18 protein-coding genes and 2 tRNA genes are annotated in these 17,703 nt (G+C 70.9%); 6 read left to right on the top strand and 14 right to left on the bottom strand.

The window, feature by feature from the left end; genetic code table 11:
- Positions 1 to 81: 81 nt before the first annotated feature.
- The 5 genes from H9L21_RS03640 to tig form a co-directional block, all read right to left on the bottom strand.
- On the bottom strand, positions 82 to 534 hold the full coding sequence (locus H9L21_RS03640) for an SRPBCC family protein (protein WP_255467494.1): 453 nt from the start codon (positions 532 to 534) through the stop codon (positions 82 to 84).
- Between the two features lie 17 nt (positions 535 to 551).
- On the bottom strand, positions 552 to 1,034 hold the full coding sequence (locus tag H9L21_RS03635; RefSeq protein ID WP_187411763.1) for an SRPBCC family protein: 483 nt from the start codon (positions 1,032 to 1,034) through the stop codon (positions 552 to 554).
- A 94-nt stretch (positions 1,035 to 1,128) separates the two neighbouring features.
- The gene (locus H9L21_RS03630; protein ID WP_154595647.1) at positions 1,129 to 2,274 is read right to left on the bottom strand and encodes a lipase family alpha/beta hydrolase; all 1,146 of its coding nucleotides are present in this window, start codon (positions 2,272 to 2,274) and stop codon (positions 1,129 to 1,131) included.
- 57 nt (positions 2,275 to 2,331) lie between these two features.
- Positions 2,332 to 3,447: a lipase family protein gene (locus H9L21_RS03625; RefSeq protein WP_154595648.1), complete on the bottom strand. Its 1,116-nt coding sequence runs from the start codon at positions 3,445 to 3,447 to the stop codon at positions 2,332 to 2,334.
- Between the two features lie 198 nt (positions 3,448 to 3,645).
- Positions 3,646 to 5,019, bottom strand: coding sequence for a trigger factor (tig, locus tag H9L21_RS03620; RefSeq protein WP_187411762.1), 1,374 nt, complete (start codon positions 5,017 to 5,019; stop codon positions 3,646 to 3,648).
- Between the two features lie 132 nt (positions 5,020 to 5,151).
- On the opposite strand from tig, the gene H9L21_RS03615 reads away from it, so the two are divergent.
- The 3 genes from H9L21_RS03615 (at position 5,152) to moaA (ending at position 6,663) form a co-directional block, all read left to right on the top strand.
- Positions 5,152 to 5,225, top strand: a tRNA-Pro gene (locus tag H9L21_RS03615).
- A gap of 23 nt (positions 5,226 to 5,248) precedes the next feature.
- On the top strand, positions 5,249 to 5,689 hold the full coding sequence (locus H9L21_RS03610; RefSeq protein WP_154595650.1) for a molybdenum cofactor biosynthesis protein MoaE: 441 nt from the start codon (positions 5,249 to 5,251) through the stop codon (positions 5,687 to 5,689).
- Entirely contained in the window at positions 5,686 to 6,663 is a 978-nt protein-coding gene (moaA, locus tag H9L21_RS03605) for a GTP 3',8-cyclase MoaA (protein ID WP_222865843.1), read from the top strand. Before H9L21_RS03610 ends, moaA begins: the two co-directional genes overlap by 4 nt.
- A gap of 1 nt (position 6,664) precedes the next feature.
- Here moaA and H9L21_RS03600 read toward each other — a convergent pair whose 3' ends face one another.
- Complete coding sequence (locus H9L21_RS03600; protein WP_154595652.1) at positions 6,665 to 6,907, bottom strand: MoaD/ThiS family protein; 243 nt, start codon at positions 6,905 to 6,907, stop codon at positions 6,665 to 6,667.
- Positions 6,908 to 6,969: 62 nt separating this feature from the next.
- Here H9L21_RS03600 and H9L21_RS03595 point away from each other — a divergent pair, with 62 nt between their 5' ends.
- Both H9L21_RS03595 and H9L21_RS03590 read left to right on the top strand, forming a co-directional pair.
- Positions 6,970 to 7,536 carry a nucleoside/nucleotide kinase family protein gene (locus H9L21_RS03595; RefSeq protein WP_154595653.1) on the top strand — a complete coding sequence of 189 codons (567 nt, stop codon included), beginning with the start codon at positions 6,970 to 6,972 and terminating at the stop codon, positions 7,534 to 7,536.
- A 53-nt stretch (positions 7,537 to 7,589) separates the two neighbouring features.
- Positions 7,590 to 7,665, top strand: a tRNA-Gly gene (locus H9L21_RS03590).
- Position 7,666: 1 nt separating this feature from the next.
- Here H9L21_RS03590 and H9L21_RS03585 read toward each other — a convergent pair.
- From H9L21_RS03585 to H9L21_RS03555, 7 genes are read right to left on the bottom strand one after another with little or no spacing between them, the layout of a single operon-like run.
- Positions 7,667 to 7,861, bottom strand: a complete 195-nt coding sequence (locus H9L21_RS03585; protein WP_154595654.1) for a hypothetical protein — start codon at positions 7,859 to 7,861, stop codon at positions 7,667 to 7,669.
- 10 nt (positions 7,862 to 7,871) lie between these two features.
- Positions 7,872 to 8,987 carry a PP2C family protein-serine/threonine phosphatase gene (locus H9L21_RS03580; protein WP_154595655.1) on the bottom strand — a complete coding sequence of 372 codons (1,116 nt, stop codon included), beginning with the start codon at positions 8,985 to 8,987 and terminating at the stop codon, positions 7,872 to 7,874.
- A 9-nt stretch (positions 8,988 to 8,996) separates the two neighbouring features.
- On the bottom strand, positions 8,997 to 9,809 hold the full coding sequence (locus H9L21_RS03575) for an Fpg/Nei family DNA glycosylase (protein WP_154595656.1): 813 nt from the start codon (positions 9,807 to 9,809) through the stop codon (positions 8,997 to 8,999).
- Positions 9,802 to 10,260 carry a ribose-5-phosphate isomerase gene (locus H9L21_RS03570; RefSeq protein ID WP_154595657.1) on the bottom strand — a complete coding sequence of 153 codons (459 nt, stop codon included), beginning with the start codon at positions 10,258 to 10,260 and terminating at the stop codon, positions 9,802 to 9,804. Before H9L21_RS03570 ends, H9L21_RS03575 begins: the two co-directional genes overlap by 8 nt.
- Before the next feature lie 22 nt (positions 10,261 to 10,282).
- On the bottom strand, positions 10,283 to 11,899 hold the full coding sequence (locus H9L21_RS03565; RefSeq protein ID WP_154595658.1) for a CDP-glycerol glycerophosphotransferase family protein: 1,617 nt from the start codon (positions 11,897 to 11,899) through the stop codon (positions 10,283 to 10,285).
- 27 nt (positions 11,900 to 11,926) lie between these two features.
- The gene (locus tag H9L21_RS03560) at positions 11,927 to 12,535 is read right to left on the bottom strand and encodes a mycothiol-dependent nitroreductase Rv2466c family protein (protein ID WP_154595659.1); all 609 of its coding nucleotides are present in this window, start codon (positions 12,533 to 12,535) and stop codon (positions 11,927 to 11,929) included.
- A complete protein-coding gene (locus tag H9L21_RS03555) occupies positions 12,532 to 13,683 on the bottom strand; it encodes a glutamate--cysteine ligase (protein WP_154595660.1) in 1,152 nt (383 codons plus the stop codon). Before H9L21_RS03555 ends, H9L21_RS03560 begins: the two co-directional genes overlap by 4 nt.
- A 115-nt stretch (positions 13,684 to 13,798) precedes the next feature.
- Between H9L21_RS03555 and pepN the strand changes: the two genes are divergently transcribed.
- Entirely contained in the window at positions 13,799 to 16,315 is a 2,517-nt protein-coding gene (gene pepN / locus H9L21_RS03550; RefSeq protein ID WP_154595661.1) for an aminopeptidase N, read from the top strand.
- A gap of 4 nt (positions 16,316 to 16,319) precedes the next feature.
- On the opposite strand, the gene phoH2 is transcribed toward pepN, so the two are convergent.
- Complete coding sequence (gene phoH2 / locus H9L21_RS03545; RefSeq protein WP_255467276.1) at positions 16,320 to 17,636, bottom strand: RNA 5'-3' helicase PhoH2; 1,317 nt, start codon at positions 17,634 to 17,636, stop codon at positions 16,320 to 16,322.
- Between the last annotated feature and the right edge of the window lie 67 nt (positions 17,637 to 17,703).

The raw sequence follows: 17,703 nt of genomic DNA, 5'->3' as shown, positions 1-17,703 counted from the left end.
CGTTCACGTCACCGACCCTAGACCGCGGGACGGACACAGACACGCGCCCGACACCCGTGTTCGCCATCGGCGTACAGCACGTCATGCACCGCGCACGGTGACGTCGGCCGAGATCGCGTCGAGGGTCCGGTCCATTCCGACCACCAGCTCGTCGTCGTGCTCCTCGATCCCGCCGAGGGCCAGCGTCGCGATGACGCGGCTGATCAGGGTGCGCCGGCCACCGAGGAGATCGCGGCGCAGGACCAGGCGGGTGCCGCCGTCCTGCGGCTCGAGCCGGTAGGACCAGCGGGCGCCCGGCCCGTAGACGCGGAACGCCAGCAGCTCGGGCGGCTCGACGGCGACGTACCGGCTGAGCGTCGGCCAGATGAACGCCTTGCGTTTGTTGAGGTTCACCGAGAGCTGGCCGGGGGCCAGCCGACGCGGCAGGAAGAGCTGGGCCCACGTCTCGGGACTCCAGCGGCGCATCCGTCGCTGGTCCTGCAGGACCTCCCAGACCCGCTCGGCCGGAGCGGGGATGAACGTCGAGGTCTCCAGCGGCGGGACCCCGCCGCTCAGGCTTTTCCCGGCGTGACACCGCCCTCGGCGGCGGCCTTGATCCGGTCGAGTGTCTGGCGGATGCCGTCCTCGAGCTCGCTCTCGAAGTTGTCCGTGCCGCCGAGCACGCGGCTGGTGAGGAAGTTCGAGAGGGCCGAGACCCCGTGGGGCGCGTGACGGCTCTCGGTCAGGCGGGTGCCCGTCGCCGTGGCCTCGAGGTCGTAGGACCACACGGTGCCGTTCTCGGCGATCGAGAAGGCGAAGCGCTTCGCGGGCACGAACTCCACGACCTTCGAGCGCGTGGGCCAGAACAGCGGACCGCGGCGGTTGATGTTGACCGTGGTCGTGCCGACGCCGACAGGACCCTTGCCACGCACGATCGTCTTGCGGCACTGCGGGCTCCAACGGGGCATCTTCGCCGGGTCGCTCACCAGCTCCCACACCCGCTCCGGGGGCGCCTCGATGTCGATCGTCGCCGAGATCTCGTCACGGTTCGCCACAGTCGTCTCCCTGGTTCGTCGGTCGGTGCTCCGCGAGCCTAACCGACCGTGACAGCGAAGGTGTCACATGGGGGTGACCTGTCTCACACGCAGATCAGGAGCCGAGGCTGCGCACCTGACGCGGCTTGGCATTGATCCAGGCCACCAGCCAGTCGCCGACCCGGGGATGGTTCAGCAACGCGAAGTGGTGCGCCGACGGCAGGTACTCCGACCGCGCGGCCGGCCCGACGGGCCCGGCCGCCACGAAGTGGTACTCCGCATGTGGCAGGGGCGCCGCCGCGATGCGGTCCATACCCCAGCGAGCCGTGAGGTCCTGGCCCTCCCACTCGTCGGCCGAGATGTACCCGTGGCGCAGGTCGACGATGCCTGCCGAGCGGGAGTCCAGGATCGTGCCGAACGGCGTGGACCGGGGCCAGAACCCCAGCACGCGCGACCCCAGGTGCGCGGCCTTCTCCAGGTTCGCACCGGCGTGCGGCGTGCCGAGGCAGACGACGTCACCGACCCGGTGCGGCCACAGGTGCCCGGCCACGGTGGCCCGGTTCGTCGCCGCACGGACGACCAGTCCGCCCATCGAATGCCCGACCAGCGTGATGCGATGCACCGCGACCGGCCAGTTGGCGACGACCTGCTCGAGCAGTTCGTCGAGGTGCTGGCCGTTCTCGGAGACGTCCAGGCCGGTGTTGTACCGCAGCAGGACGGTCGTGGCCTCGGTGTCCGCCGCGATGCGCTCGGCGTAGGTGGCGCTCGGTCCCCGGCGCAGCCAGGACTCGTCGTTCTCGCACAGGCCGTGGACGAGGACGACGAGGTGGCCGGTCGCGTCGGGATAGGCCTGGCGCAGCTTCCACGGTGTCGCGGCGATGTCCGTGCCGTCGCGGCGCAGGGACATCGTGATCGCCTGGGGATCGCCCATGAGGCGCAGCTCGTCGCCGACCAGCCCGTTGACCGCGGAGCGGACCTGGCGGCCGACCCTCGAACCATCCACCGGGGCACCCACGCCGTGCGCCGCCATCGACCGGGCGGCGGTGCCCGAGGCCCGCAGTGCCCGCGAGAGGGAGCCGTAGACCGTGCCCGCGACCGCGTCGTGGATCGCCTCCGGCACCCGGCTGCCGACGATCCGGGTGGCACCGAAGACGCGGTGGGCGACCGCCGTGTGGACGTCGCGGACCGTGCCCAGGACGACCCGGTCGCCGTACTCGAGCGCGAGCGCGGCGACGTCGGTCGTGCGAGCGGTCGAGGTCATGCGTCCATGGTGCCCCAGGCGCCCAGCGATTCCCGCCCCGATCTCGGGGCGCGGACCTCAGAACAGCCAGTCGCAGGTGGACTCGAAGGACTTGCCGCGCAGGACGTCGCCGAAGAACCGCACGGCCTGGCCGCCACCCTCGTACCCGGAGGCGAGGTGAGAGGGCGCCCACGACGTCGAGTAGACGATCCGCGAGCCCCGGGCGCACCACTGCTTCGCGGCCTCCTTGACCGAGCGAAGAGGGACGATCTCGTCGGCCCATGCGGCCGTCACCGCGAACGGCACCTCGATGCGCGACCGGCTCGTCGGCGGCGGCTCCGGGGTCGCCGTGGCGGTGGGACCGAACGCCTCAGGATCGGTCAGCCCGCGCGGCAGTCCCACCGGCGGACATCCGGACGCCGGAGCGTCGTCGTCGAGCACGCCCACCGCGAGGAGCAGCAACGGCCGGTACACGTCGGGACCACGGCGCACGCCGATCGCGGTCAGGTCGCCGGTGGGCGCGGTCGCGTGGCCGCCCGCGATGGGCAGCTCGGGGGCGTAGCTCGGGGCCAGCTCCAGGGCCCCGGCCGTCGCGCCGCCGCCCTCGGAGAATCCCTGGAGGAACACGGGCGCGGTCACCGAGACACCGAGCTGTCGCGCGGCCCGCACCACGTCGAGGGCGTTGTGGCCGAGGACGACGTTGTCGGCGTACGGGTGGTCGCCGGGCGTGCCGAGTCCTTCGTAGTCGGTCATGGCGATCGCGTAGCCCGCCGTGTGGAACTGCTTGATCCACGTGCCGTCGTTGAGCCGGCCGGACTCGATCAGCCGGCTGGCGGCGCAGCGGTCGTCGAGGCCTTGCGTGCCAGGACTGACCGCGACGAGCGGCCTCTCCCCCGGCCCACGCCACGGGGTCTTCGGGACGATCACCAAGCCGGAGACGGGCGTCGCCTCACCCCGGACGCCCGTGGACGCGTAGAGCACCCGGGTGGCCGTCGCATCCGCCGGCGCGATCCCGAGGGCGGCCAGGGCCCCGGGCGCCGGAGCCTGCTCGAGGACCGAGCCGGGCGAGGCCGTTGCGGCGGCTGCGGACACACCGCCGTCCTCGATCGCATACGCCGGTACGGACGTCAGGGAGACGGTGAGGAGGCCGGCCAGCAAGGCCACGGCGCTGGCGGCGAGGGGGCGCACCTTCACGGATCTTCTCCTGCGGGGTCTCGAGCTATCCCGAGAGCCACGGCATCAGGTTCCGGTGGCGCGTAACACTCGGTTACTCTGCCCGGCCCACGCAGTGCGGTCAAGGCCCGCGCGGCGTGTCGCGCCCGGACAACGAAAGAGCCGGCGCCCCGAAGGGCACCGGCTCTGTCGTTCGGGCGGGCAGGGCCCGCCGGAGGGTCACTCCGAGGCGGACTCGTCGGCCGGCTCGTCGCCGCCGACCGTGCCGTCGGCACGCAGGTTCGCCAGGTCGACGACGTTGCCGGACTGGTCCGTGACCTTCGCCGACTCCACGAGCGACGCCAGCGCCTTGCCGCGCAGCACCTCGCTGATCATCTCGGGCACGTGGTTGTGCTCCATGATGTGCTGGATGTAGGAGTTCGGGTCCTCGCCGGACTGCTGGGCCCGACGCATGATGTGCTGGCTCAGCTCGTCGTTGTCGATGTCGTACTCGTTCTCCTCGACCAGCTGGTCCAGGACGAACTGCGCCACGATCGACTCGCGGACGTCGCGCTCGAGCTCGGACTCGAACTCGTCGACCGTCTTGCCGTCCTCCTGGTCCTCGAGGTAGTTCTCGAGGGTCAGGCCGGCCATCGCGAGCTGCTGGTCCATCTGCTGACGACGGTTCGCCAGCTCGGCCTCGGCCAGTCCGTCGGGCATCGGGGCGTCGACCCGGGAGACGAGCTCCTCCAGGACGAGGTCGCGGGCCTCGGCGGCCTGCTCGATGCGCTTGCCGCGCGTCAGGCGCTCGACCAGGTCGGCACGGAACTCGTCCATCGTGTCGAAGTCGGAGGCCATCTGGGCGAACTCGTCGTCGAGCTCGGGCAGCTCGGTCTGACGCACGTCCTGCAGCGTGACGGTGACGTCGACCTCCTCGCCGGCCAGGTCGCCACCGACGAGGGTGGTCGAGAAGGTGGCGGACTCGCCCTTCGACAGTCCCGTGACGGCCTCGTCGAGACCGTCGAGCATGGTGGCCTTGCCGATGACGTAGGGCAGGCCCTCAGCCTGGGCCTCGTCGATCAGCGTGCCGTCCTTGTGGGCGGCCGAGAGGTCGATCGTGATCGAGTCGCCGTCGGCGGCCGGGCGGTCGACGTCGGTGAAGGTGGCGAAGCGCTCGCGCAGCTGGTCGAGCTGCTCGTTCACGTCGTCGTCGTTCACCTCGATGTCCTTGACCGTCACGGCGATCTCGGACGCATCCGGGATCTCGAGCTGGGGACGGACGTCGAGCTCGGCGGTGACCTCGATGGGCTCACCGTCGACGAACTTCGTCAGGTCGATCTCGGGCTGGCCCAGCGGCGTGGTCTTGGTGTCCTGCAGCGCCTGGGTGTACCAGCCCTGCAGGGCCGAGTTCAGCGCCTCGTCGAGGACCGCGCTGCGGCCGACGCGCTGGTCGATGATGGCCGCCGGGACCTTGCCCTTGCGGAAGCCGGGGACCTGGATCTGGGCACCGATGGTCTTGTAGGCCTTGTCGAGGTTCGGCTTGAACTCCTCGAACGGCACCTCGATGGTCAGCTTGACCCGCGTCGGGCTCAGCGATTCGGTGCTGCTCTTCACGTGATGACTCCTGCGTCGTTGGGCGTGTCCAGCCCACGGAGTCCTCACGCAGGCCAGCGTTCAGTCTACGGGGCTGCAGTGGCGGTGGGTCAAACGGGCCGCCGCCCGGCCGCCGTACACTGTCCGTGCCCACGGGATGTGGCGCAGCTTGGTAGCGCACCTGCTTTGGGAGCAGGGGGCCGCAGGTTCAAATCCTGTCATCCCGACGCAGGACGCCTAGGCTGAAGTCATGATCACCGAGGCGGCCGCCGGACGCGTGGCCCTGGCCCGCGTGGTGGACGCGTCGCTGGACGTCGCCTCCCACCTCGCCGCCGTCGCCGGTCCGACCGTCGGAGCCACCGACGTCTTCATCGGCACGATCCGCGACCACGACCCCGGGGCCGACGGCGCCGTCGTCGCGCTGGAGTACGAGACGCACCCCGACGCCGAGGGAATCCTGACGGCGCTCGCGGGAACGGTGGCGCTCAACACCGGCGCCACGATCGCGGTGTCGCACCGCGTCGGCTCCCTCGGGGTCGGGGACGTGGCCGTGGTCGTCGCCAGCAGCGCCGCGCATCGCCGCGAGGCGCTCGAGTCGACCCGGGCACTGATCGAGTTGATCAAGACCGAAGTCCCCATCTGGAAGCGCCAGACCGACGCCAGCGGCCGGAGCGGCTGGGTCGGACTGTGAGCCTCGTCGACGGCTTCGGCCGGGTCCACCGCGACCTGAGGATCTCCCTCACCGACAAGTGCTCGCTGCGCTGCACGTACTGCATGCCCGCCGAAGGCGTGCCGTGGATCGAGCGCGACAGCATCCTCACGACGGACGAGATCGAGCGCATCGCCCGGGTCTGCGTCTCGCTGGGCGTCACCACGATCCGGCTCACCGGGGGCGAGCCGCTCGTGCGCAGGGATGCCGTCGACGTCGTCCGCCGGCTCGCGGCCCTCGGACCCGAGGTCTCGATGACGACGAACGGCCTGCGCCTGGCCGAGCTCGCCGTCCCGCTGCGCGAGGCGGGCCTGACCCGGCTCAACATCTCGATCGACACGCTCGACGCCGAGCGCTTCGCGGCGCTGACCCGACGCGACCGGCTGGGCGACGTCCTGGCCGGGATCGAGGCCGCCCGCGCTGCCGGCTTCGCGCCGCTGAAGCTGAACGCGGTCGCCATGCGCGGCGTCAACGACGACGAGCTGGTCGACCTGGTCGAGTTCGCGATCGGTGCCGGCGCCCAGATGCGGTTCATCGAGCAGATGCCGCTCGACGCCGGTCACACCTGGGACCGGGCAACCATGGTGCCGGGCGCCGAGATCCTGCAGACCCTGCGCACCCGGTTCGAGCTCGAGCCCGTGACCGGCCGGGGCTCCTCCCCCGCCGATCTGTGGACGGTCGACGGGGGCCCGGCCACCGTGGGCGTGATCGCCTCGGTCACCGCACCGTTCTGCGCGGCCTGCGACCGCATCCGGATCACTGCCGACGGTCACGTGCGCAACTGCCTCTTCGCGCGCGATGAGTCCGATCTCGTCCCGGTGCTGCGCGGCGGCGGCACCGATGCCGACCTCGCCCGGGTCTTCGAGTCGTCGATCGCCGCGAAGCGTGCCGGGCACGGCATCGACTCGCCGACCTTCGTCCAGCCGACGCGCCCGATGAGCGCGATCGGCGGCTGACTCAGCCTCCCGCGAACGGCGGCAGCACGTCGACGGTGAGGCCCGGCGGCAGGACGGTCTCCCGATCGGTCGTGCGGATCCCCTCGACCAGCACGGAGCACCGCGTGAGCACCGGCCCGAGGTCCACGAACCGTTCGGCCAGGCCGTCGAGGAGCTCGCCGAGCGTGCCGGCGACGAGCGACGTCTCGGACGTCCCCGCGGCCTCACGCGCGGCGGCGAAGAGTCGGACGTGGACGGGCTCCATGGGCCCAACGTAGCCCGCCGTCGCTCTGGCCACGACGGGGCGAGCAGGTTAGCGTCGATCCAGTGGAACCCACCAGCCCCGCGAGACACCTGGCCGAGCAGGTCCGCCTGCGCGCACCCGCCTGCGGAACGACCCGCGTCGTCGCGATCGACGGGCGCAGCGGAGCGGGCAAGACGGCCCTCGCCCTCGACCTGGCCGACCTGACGGGCGCGCCGATCCTGCACCTCGAGCGGCTCTATCCCGGATGGCACGGACTCGCGCAGACCCCGGCGGTCGTCCGGGCCCTGCTGGCCGACCTGGCGATCGGCGAGGTGGGGCGCGCGCGTCAGTGGGACTGGGCGGCCGACCGGCCCGGGCGGTGGCTGACCGTCCGGCCCACCCCCGACCTGATCATCGAGGGCGTCGGTGCGGGCGCGCTGCCGTTGCGGCCGTTCCTCAGCCACCTGGTGTGGCTGGAGGCGGACGAGACCGAGCGTCGCCGCCGCGCCCTGGCCCGCGACGGTGACACGTACGAGCCCTGGTGGGACGTGTGGGCCGCCCAGGAGGAGGAGTACCTCACGACCGACCGCACCCCCGCCGCGGCGGACCTGGTCATCTCCACGACGTCGGACTCGCGAACCGCCCGCTGAGTCGAACCCGCACGGGTGGTTGTGGCATCATGGTGCTGGCGCTTCGGCGCCACGCGGACGTAACTCAATGGCTAGAGTCCCTGCCTTCCAAGCAGGATGTTGCGAGTTCGAATCTCGTCGTCCGCTCCACTCAGTCGCGGTGACCGCGCAGGCGGTCCACCGCCGCCCGCGCCAGGGAGCCGACGATCGCCACGGCACCGAAGACCACGAACAGCCAGCCCGCGAGCGGTCTGTTCCCCCCGTTCATGAGGAACATCCCCATCGCCACGATGACGGCGCAGGTCGCGTAGAACGGCCAGGTGACCGGTCCGGGCTGCTCGTCCACGCGGAACCCGTCAGGCCGGGAGTCGATGCAGGATCAGCACGGCGCGGTCGTCCTCGCCGGGCTCGGTCTGGTCCAGGATGCGACGCGGCGCGCCGGCCATCTCCTGGGAGATCGCGATCGCGGCGGCCCCGCGCAGCCACTCGACCCCGACGGTGAGGTCCAGGGTGCGGGTCTCGACGACGCCGTCGGTGTAGAACATCAGCGCCTCGCCCGGCTCGATGACACCCGAGGTGCCGTGGAACTCCGGACGGTCGATGATGCCGAGCGCCAGTCCGCGCGCACCGGAGACGACCCACTCCTTCTGGTCGCGCTTCCAGTGCATGGCCGGCGGGTGTCCGGCGTTGAGCACCTCGTAGCCACCCGTCTCGAGGTTGACCAGGACGTGCACGGCCGTGGCGAAGCCCTCGTCCCACGACTGGCGCATGAGGTAGTCGTTGCCGGCGGCGAACAGGCCCAGCGGCGGGAGGGATCCGATGAGCCCACCCAGCGCACCGGCCAGCTGCAGGGACTGCGTGCCGGCCGCGACGCCCTTGCCACAGACGTCGACGAGCACCATCTCGAGGTACTTCTCGTCCTTGGACAGGTTGGCCACGAGGAAGTCGCCCGCGAACTTGGCCGACCCGGCCGACTCCATCGCCGACTCGCTGACCCAGCCGTCGGGCAGCGGCGGGACGGCGCCTTGGGCCTGCAGCCGGTCGCGCAACTCCATCAGCATCGCCTCACCGAGCGCGGCGGGCAGTCCGGAGCGGTTGCGCGAAGAGCTGTACAACAGGATTCCCGCAGCGATGTAGAGCGCCGCCGCGGAGGCCGGACGCGAGGAGTTGAAGCCGGTGTCCACCGAGTAGACCAGCGCCGACACGGTGGCGGCGAACAGGACGATGACCGTCAGGGCCGCGTGGAGCCGCCACTGCAACAGCATCCCGCCGACGATCAGCGGCACGATGAACATCGCGACGGGCATGATCCAGTACCACTGCAGGCTGACGATGAACATCGCGCCGGTGAGCAGCATCAGGGCGGCGAGAACGGCCATCTGGCCGTCCCGGGATCCTGACCGCCATTCGCGGGCGTTGGTCGACAGGTACCTGCCGACCGGATCGCGCCGCGGACCCTTCGTCGTGCTCACGGACCGACCCTACCGGCGCCGCTGACAACGTGGGCACCAGAAGAGGTTTCTGCCGGCGACGACTTCGGTGCGCACGCGGGTTCCGCAGACCAGGCACGGTTGACCCGCCCGCCGATAGACGTAGACCTCGCCGCCGTGGTCGTCGACCCGCGGTTCGCGGCCCATCGCCTCGGGCTCGTGCTCAGGGCGCACGGTGTCGATCCGGCCGGTGCGCACACCCTCGCCCATCAGGTCGACGAGGTCCGCCCACAGCGTCAGGAACGTGCCCGGCCGCAGGTCGCGACCGGCCACCCTCGGGTCGATCCGGTGCCGGAAGAGCACCTCGGCGCGATACACGTTGCCGACGCCCGCGATGACGCGCTGGTCCATCAGGAGGGTCGCGATGGGCGCCCGCGACGCCGCCACCACGGCCGCGGCCCGCTCGACGTCCGCCGCGGGATCGAGGGGGTCCGCGCCGAGCCGGGCGTGGATCGCCTCGATCTCGTCGGGGACCAGCAGCTCACAGGCCGTCGGCCCGCGCAGGTCGGCCGTCGCGCGGCCCGAGGAGAGCCGCCAGCGGACCTGGCCGACGACGGGCGGCTCGGGGTCCTCGACGAAGGTGAACGCGCCGTAGAGACCCAGGTGCACGTGCACCTGCTCCTCCAGGTCGGAGAACGCCACGAAGAGGTGCTTGCCATGAGCCGTCGCCTCGAGCAGGGTGCGGCCGTCGAGCCGGGCGGCGGCCTCGAACCGGCCCTGAGGGCTCCCGGAGCGCACGACCTTGTCGCCGAACGTCCCGGTCAGGTCCAACGCGAGGCGGTGGAGGGTGTGCCCCTCAGGCAAAGGTGCCGGTCTCCTCGTACGTCGCCAGCAGGTCGATTCGACGCTGGTGGCGATCGGCCTCGCTCCACGGCGTCGTGAGGAAGGCCTCGACGATCTGCTCGGCCTCCTCGAGCGAGTGCATCCGGGCGCCGATGCCCATGACCTGGGCGTTGTTGTGCTGGCGCGCGAGCTGAGCGGTCTCGACGCTCCAGGTCAGCGCACAGCGGATGCCGGGGACCTTGTTGGCGGCGATCTGCTCGCCGTTGCCGGATCCGCCGATCACGATGCCGAGCGAGCCCTTGTCGTCGAGGACCGCCTGGGCCGCGTCGACGCAGAACGGCGGGTAGTCGTCCTCGGCGTCGAAGCTGTGGGCGCCGTGGTCGACGGGCTCGTGACCGTGCTCGGTGAGCCAGGTGACGAGATGGTTCTTGAGTTCGTAGCCGGCGTGATCGGCACCGAGGTGGACGCGCATGGGTCCATCCTGTCAGGTCCGATCAGGACCGGACCAGCGGCGTGTGTGCCATCTCGTGCACCCAGGCGGCGAACGCGCGGGCCGACTCGTCACCCTCGTAATCACCCAGGACGTGCACCTTCAGGAGCCGCCGGCGGTCGGCGAGCGGGTCGCGGCGCAGCATGTCGTCGAGGACGTCGGCCAGGCCCGTCAGGCGCTTGTCGACCATGTAGCCGCCCGCGGCGACCGGGACGGCCTCGGCGAACTCGTCGAGACCGTGGGCCATGCTCACCATGAGGTACGGCTTGCCCGAGGCGAGCCAGTCCGAGACCACACTCGAGACGTCCGAGACCAGCGCGTCGGCGCGGTTCATGCAGTCCGCGACCGAGAGCCCGCGGACGGCCTCCTCTCCCCACAGGTGCCGGCGGGCGTTCGTCGGATCGTCGTGATCGGCCTGCAGGATCGCGTCGAGCGCCGCCAGCCGGTCGGTCCACGAGGGAGCCCGCAGGAAGACCGGGTGGGGCCGGAAGATGATGTTCACGTCGGCGTCGATGAGCGCCCGCAGGATCCGGTCGGCGACCTTGATGGACGAGAAGTTCGTCATCTTGCCGTTGCCGGTCCAGGTGGGCGCGTAGAGCACGGTCGGCCGCTCCAGCTCGGTGACCGGCGTGGCGGCGGGCAGCACGTCGCCGGACTGGGGACGGCCCAGCAGCACGAAGCGCTCGCGCGGAATGTCGACCCCGTGCCGTGTGTACCGGTCGATCGCCGCCTCACCCGACGCCACCAGCACGTCGTAGCGCAGGTGACGGCTGTGGTGGCTGCCGGACTTGTCGGAGTCGCCGTGTCCCAACCACACGTGCCGGACCGAGCGGATGCCCATGAGCTTGAGGTGGCCGGGCGCGTTGTGGACGTAGAAGAACGTCGTCATGGACGGGACCGTCAGGACCCGCATGTCCCCCAGCACGTCCGAGCCGGCCGAGATCCACGGCATCGTCGGGCGGATCCCGGCACGCAGCTCGGCGCAGTAGTGCGACCGCAGCCCGACGATCACGCCGCGGTCCCCCGAGGCCAGCAGGTGCGGCTCCCACATCCCGACGTGGATCGGCCCGCCGCCGTAGCCGCCGTAGCCGAGCACGAACCGTGGCTCGTAGGCCAGCAGGGCGCGGCGCAGGGTCCGGCGGGCGCCCCACAACCGCACCTTGTCGGCGACGACCGGCGCGGCCGCGACGGCCAGCGGGACGAGGACGACGAGCACCACCGGCAGCGAGGCCAGGGCCAGCGCGAAGGCGAGCACGGCGCCGAGCCAGCGCACGGTCAGGACGAACGGGCTGCGATCGGGCGGGTCGGGCGTGGGACAGACGGCGGGCTCGGGCACGCCGGGAAGGCCGTGCACGTGCGGCGGGGCCGCCGGGCGCAGCATGGCGGCCCGGACGAGCACGCCGCCGAGCACCGCCGCCACGACCGCGCCCGGGCCCAGTCCGTGCACGACGGCCCGGATCGTCAGGGCCAGCGCGGCGACGAGGACCAGTCCCGCAGAGGACCAGGCGAAGACGCGGTTGCGCGTCCCCAGGTCCGTGCGGAACCGGTGCCGGAGGTCGTCGACCTCCCGGTCCCGGCGAGCGCGGAGACGTGCAGCGAGACTTGGCAGCTGGTCGGTCATCGCGCCCAGTATCCCGGCCCGGCTCCCTCAGTCGAAGATCGGCTCGCGGGTCCGGGTGCGCTTGAGCTCGAAGAAGCCGTCGTAGGACGCCAGGGCGCGAGCACCGTCGAACACCGTTCCGGCCTGCTCGCCCTTCGGGGCGGGCGAGAGCACCGGACCGAAGAAGGCGGTGTCGCCGATCGAGATCACGGGGGTGCCGACCTCCTCGCCGACACGGCTGATGCCGTCGACGTGGGAGGCCCGGACGGCGTCGTCGAGCGACGTGTCGTCAGCGGCGTCCGCCAGTTCGACGGGGAGTCCGGCTGCGACCAGCGCCTCCTCGTACAGGGTGCGGTCGAACTCGCGGCCCTCGTTGTGGCGGCGCGTGCCCAGCTCGGTGTAGAGGTCGCGCAGCACCTCGGTGCCGTACTTCTGCTCGGCGGCGATGGCCAGGCGGACGGGACCCCAGCCCTGCTCGATCGCCTCGCGGTACTCGTCGGGCACGTCCTTGTCCTCGTTGAGCACGGACAGGCTCATCACGTGGAACACGGTGTGGACGGGCCGGACCTGCTCGACCTCGAGCATCCAGCGGGAGGTCATCCAGGCCCAGGGGCACAGCGGGTCGAACCAGAGGTCGACGGTTTCGGTGGAGGTCATGTCCGGTCCAACACCGGGCGGCCTGCTCGCATTTCCTCGACGAGGGCCGCGACGACCACGTCGAGCTCGCCGGCCTGCTGCGCGGCGACCGCGCGCTGACGCTGGTAGGACGCGCCCCCGGCGGCCATGATGTCGCGGACGCCGTTCAGCTCCTCGGCGCAGTCGAGGTCCTCGGCGACCGGCTCGAGCTGGACCAGCAGCCGCTCCAGGTCGTCGGTCACGAGCTCCTCACGGGCTTCGCGGTCGAGGATGAGGATCGCGTCCATGCCGTAGCGGGCGGCCCGCCACTTGTTCTCCTGCACGAACCACGACGGGATCGAGGGCAGCTCGCGCCCCGCGTCCAGCTCGCGTGAGTGGTGCTCGACCAGGCAGTGGGTCAGAGCCGCGATGCTGCCCAGCTCGGAGAGCGTCGGGACGCCGTCGCAGATGCGCATCTCCAGGGTGCCGAACTTCGGCGAGGGCCGGATGTCCCAACGGATCTCGTCGAAGGAGTCGATGACGCCGGTGTGCATCATGTCGCCGACGTAGTGCTCGAGCTCGTGCCAGTGGTCGAACTGGAACGGCAGGCCCGCCGTGGGCAGCTGCTGGAACATCAGCGCGCGGTTCGAGGCGTAGCCGGTGTCCTGTCCGCCCCAGAACGGGCTGGACGCGCTGAGCGCCAGGAAGTGGCCGTAGTGCGTGAGCATCGCCCGGCTGATCGGCAGCACCTTGTCGCGGTCCTCGATGCCGACGTGGACGTGGACGCCGTAGATCAACATCTGGCGGCCCCACCACTGGGTGCGGTCGATCAGGGTCGCATACCGCTCCTTGTCGGTGACCTTCTGCTGGGTCCACCGTGCGAACGGGTGGGTGCCCGCACACATCAGCTCGACCCGCAGCGGGTCGGTGACCAGCCGGAGCGCCTCGATGCTGCGACTGAGGTCGTGGGTGACCTCCTTGACGGTGCGGCACACCCCCGTCACGACCTCGACCGTGTTGAGCAGCAGCTCCTGCTTGATGTGCGGGTGCTCCCCGCCACCGACCGGCGCCACCGCCTCGAGCACCGTCTGGGCGACCTGGCGCAGGTCCCCGGAGTCCTGGTCGACCAGCGCGAGCTCCCACTCCACGCCGATCGTCGACCGCTCCGAGGCGGCGAACGGGATGTCCATGCGAACATCCTGCCCGACCACGTGGCGCGAAGCCCCACCCGAGAGGGCCGGTGTGACCCATCTCCAACGAAGCGTCGGGTGGTGGGCAGTCGTGGACGGGTGAAAGAGTAAGAGCATGCCCGGCACCAATCTGACCCGCGAAGAAGCCCGCCAGCGCGCAGCCGTCGTCTCCGACGCCGCCTACGACATCGCCCTGGACCTGACCCTCGACGGGGAGCGGTTCGGCTCGGTCACCACGTTGACCTTCGCCGCGCAGCCCGGCTCGTCGACGTTCGTCGACCTGGTCGACGCCGAGCTGGAGTCCGTCACCCTCAACGGTCGCGAGTTGGACCTCTCGGCCTACTCCGACCAGCGCATCGCCATCGACGGCCTCGAGGCCCGCAACGAGCTGGTCGTCACCGGCACGTGCCTGTACTCGCACTCCGGCGAGGGCCTGCACCGCTTCGTCGACCCCGCCGACGACCGGGTGTACCTCTACACCCAGTTCGAGGTCCCCGATGCGCGCCGTGTCTTCGCGACGTTCGAGCAGCCTGACCTGAAGGCACAGTTCACGTTCCACGTCACGGCGCCCTCGCACTGGAAGGTCGTCTCCAACTCCCCCACCCCCGAGCCGATCGTGCTCGACGGCGGTGCGGCGGTGTGGCACTTCGAGCCGACCAAGACCATGAGCACCTACATCACCGCGCTCGTCGCCGGCGACTACCACGAGGTCCGCGACACGTACGCCGGTGAGTACGGCCAGATCCCGCTCGGCGTGTTCTGCCGCCAGTCGCTCGTGCCGTACCTGGATGCCGACGACATCATCCTCATCACCAAGCAGGGCTTCGAGTTCTTCGAGGGCGCCTTCCAGATGGGGTATCCGTTCGGCAAGTACGACCAGCTCTTCGTGCCGGAGTACAACATGGGCGCGATGGAGAACGCGGGCTGCGTCACCTTCCGCGACGAGATGATCTTCCGCAGCCGCCAGACCGTCTCGGCCTACGAGCAGCGCGCCAACACGATCCTGCACGAGATGGCCCACATGTGGTTCGGCGATCTCGTGACCATGAAGTGGTGGGACGACCTGTGGTTGAACGAGTCGTTCGCGGAGTTCGCGGCCCACCACTCGTCGGTCAAGGCCACCCGGTTCACCGATGCGTGGACGGGCTTCACCAACAACCGCAAGAACTGCGCCTACCGCCAGGACCAGTTGCCCACGACGCACCCGATCGCCGCGGACAACTACGACCTGCACGCGGTCGAGGCGAACTTCGACGGCATCACGTACGCCAAGGGCGCCTCGGCGCTGAAGCAGCTCGTCGCCTGGGTGGGCGAGGAGGACTTCTTCGCCGGCCTGCGCAGCTACTTCTCGAAGTACGCGTACGGCAACACCGAGCTGAAGGACCTGCTGGCCGAGCTCTCCGAGGCCTCCGGCCGCGAGCTCGACAGCTGGGCCGCGGAGTGGCTCCAGACCTCGGGCGTCAACACGCTGCGTGCCGACTTCGACGTCGACGATGCCGGCACGTTCACCCGCTTCGAGGTCGAGCAGACCGCGAGCGAGGAGTACCCGACGCTGCGCCGTCACCGCATCGCGATCGGCCTGTACAGCCGCGAGGGCGACCGGCTCGTGCGCACCGACCGGATCGAGACCGACGTCCGTGGCCAGCGCACCGAGATCCCCGAGTTGGTCGGCAAGGCCCGCCCCGACCTGATCCTGCTCAACGACGACGACCTCACCTACGCCAAGATCCGCCTCGACGCGGTCTCGTTCGAGACCCTGCTCAGCAGCATCGGCTCGTTCGCCGAGTCGCTGCCCCGCGCCCTGTGCTGGGGCTCGGCGTGGGACATGACGCGTGATGCCGAGCTGCCGTCGGCCGACTTCGTCGACCTCGTCCTGGCCGGCGTGGGCACCGAGACGGACCTGACCGCGGTGTCCTCGCTGCTGCGCCAGGGAAAGACGGCTGTCACCCAGTTCACCTCCGACGAGAACCGTCCCGAGCTCGCCGCGCGCTGGGAGGCCGGCGTGGCCGACCTGCTGGTCAACGCCGAGCCCGGCAGCGACCACCAGCTGGCGTTCGCCCGCGCGCTGGCCTCGGCGGCCACGTCGCCGAAGCTGCTGCGCGACCTGCTCGACGGGTGGATCTCGGGCCTCGAGCTCGATGCCGACCTGCGCTGGACGCTGATCAGCGGCCTGGCGAAGCTCGGCGACGCCGACGAGGCCGAGATCGACGCCGAACTGGAGCGCGACAACACCAGCCAGGGCCGGGAGCACGCCGCCGGGGCCAAGGCCCTGCGTCCCACCGCCGAGGCCAAGGCCGAGGCGTGGCGCCGCGTCGTCGAGGACGCTTCCACGCCCAACGAGACGCGTCGTCAGATCGCCTCGGGCTTCCAGGTCTCCGGCCAGGCCGAGGTGCTCGCACCGTACGTCGACAAGTACCTCGAGATGGCCGAGACGGTCATCGACGAGATGGGCGTGTGGATCGGCCAGGTCGCGCTGATCAGCCTGTTCCCGCTGCCCAACCCGACGGCGGAGACGCTCGCGAAGGTCGACGCCTGGCTCGCCGGCACCCAAGCGCCCGCCGCGGCGAAGCGCTACGTGCTGGAGGGCCGTGACGACCTCCGCCGCGCGCTCGCCGCCCGGGAGATCAACTGACGCCCTAGAGGGTCACGTCCTCCAGCATCTCGGTCACGAGCGCCGCCACGGGCGAGCGCTCGGACCGGGTCAGGGTGACGTGCGAGAACAGCGGGTGGCCCTTGAGCTTCTCGACGACGGCGACGATGCCGTCGTAGCGGCCCACCCGCAGGTTGTCGCGCTGCGCGACGTCGTGCGTCAGGACGACCTTGGAGTTGGCCCCGATGCGCGAGAGCACCGTCAGCAGCACGTTGCGCTCGAGCGACTGCGCCTCGTCGACGATGACGAACGCGTCGTGCAACGACCGGCCGCGGATGTGCGTCAGCGGCAGCACCTCGAGCATCTGGCGGTCGACGATCTCCTCCACGACGTGCGGTGAGGCGACGGCGCCGAGCGTGTCGAACACGGCCTGACCCCAGGGGCCCATCTTCTCGGACTCGCTGCCGGGCAGGTAGCCCAACTCCTGCCCGCCGACGGCGTACATCGGGCGGAACACGATGACCTTCTGGTGCTGGCGGCGCTCCATGACGGCCTCGAGGCCGGCGCAGATCGCCAGCGCGGACTTGCCGGTGCCGGCGCGACCACCGAGGGAGACGATGCCGATCTCGGGGTCGAGCAGCAGGTCCAGTGCCACCCGCTGCTCGGCGGAGCGCCCGTGGATGCCGAACGCCTCGCGATCGCCGCGGACCAGACGGACCTGCTTGTCGGCCGTCACCCGGCCCAGAGCGCTGCCCTTGTCGGAGAGCAGCACCAGGCCGGTGTGGCAGGGCAGCTCGCGGGCGGGCTCCAGCTCGACGGTGCCCTGCTCGTACAGGTCGTCCAGATCGGCGCTGTCGACGTCCAGCTCGGTCATGCCCGTCCAACCGGTCTCGAGGGCCCACTCGGCCCGGTACTCCTCGGCGGTCAGTCCCACCGCCGACGCCTTGATGCGCATCGGCAGGTCCTTCGAGACCAGCACGACGTCGTTCCCCTCGTTCGCGAGGTTGCGGGCCACCGAGAGGATCCGGGTGTCGCTGTCGCCCTGACGGAAGCCCGAGGGCAGCGAGGACGGGTCGGTGTGGTTCAGCTCGACCCGCAGACTGCCGCCTTCGACCCCGATCGGCATGGGGACGTCGATCGTGCCGTGCTGGACCCGCAGGTCGTCGAGGAAGCGCAGCGCGTTGCGGGCGAAGTACCCGAGCTCGGGATGGTGGCGCTTGGCCTCCAGCTCCGTGATGACGACCACCGGCAGGACGACCTCGTGCTCGCCGAAGCGCTGCATCGCGGCCGGATCGGCCAGCAGGACGCTCGTGTCGAGGACGTAGGTGCGGCGGGGCGGGGTGTTGCTCTTCGTAGCAGCCACGGCTGTCTCCTCGAGAGCCACGCGCGCGCCCGGCGCCCAGCTCTCACTAGTGGAAGTGGGGCTGAGC

Source organism: Aeromicrobium senzhongii (genome assembly GCF_014334735.1).
Taxonomy (GTDB): domain Bacteria; phylum Actinomycetota; class Actinomycetes; order Propionibacteriales; family Nocardioidaceae; genus Aeromicrobium; species Aeromicrobium senzhongii.
Note: the sequence above shows the minus strand (reverse complement) of the source record. Positions and strands in the feature narration are given on the sequence as shown.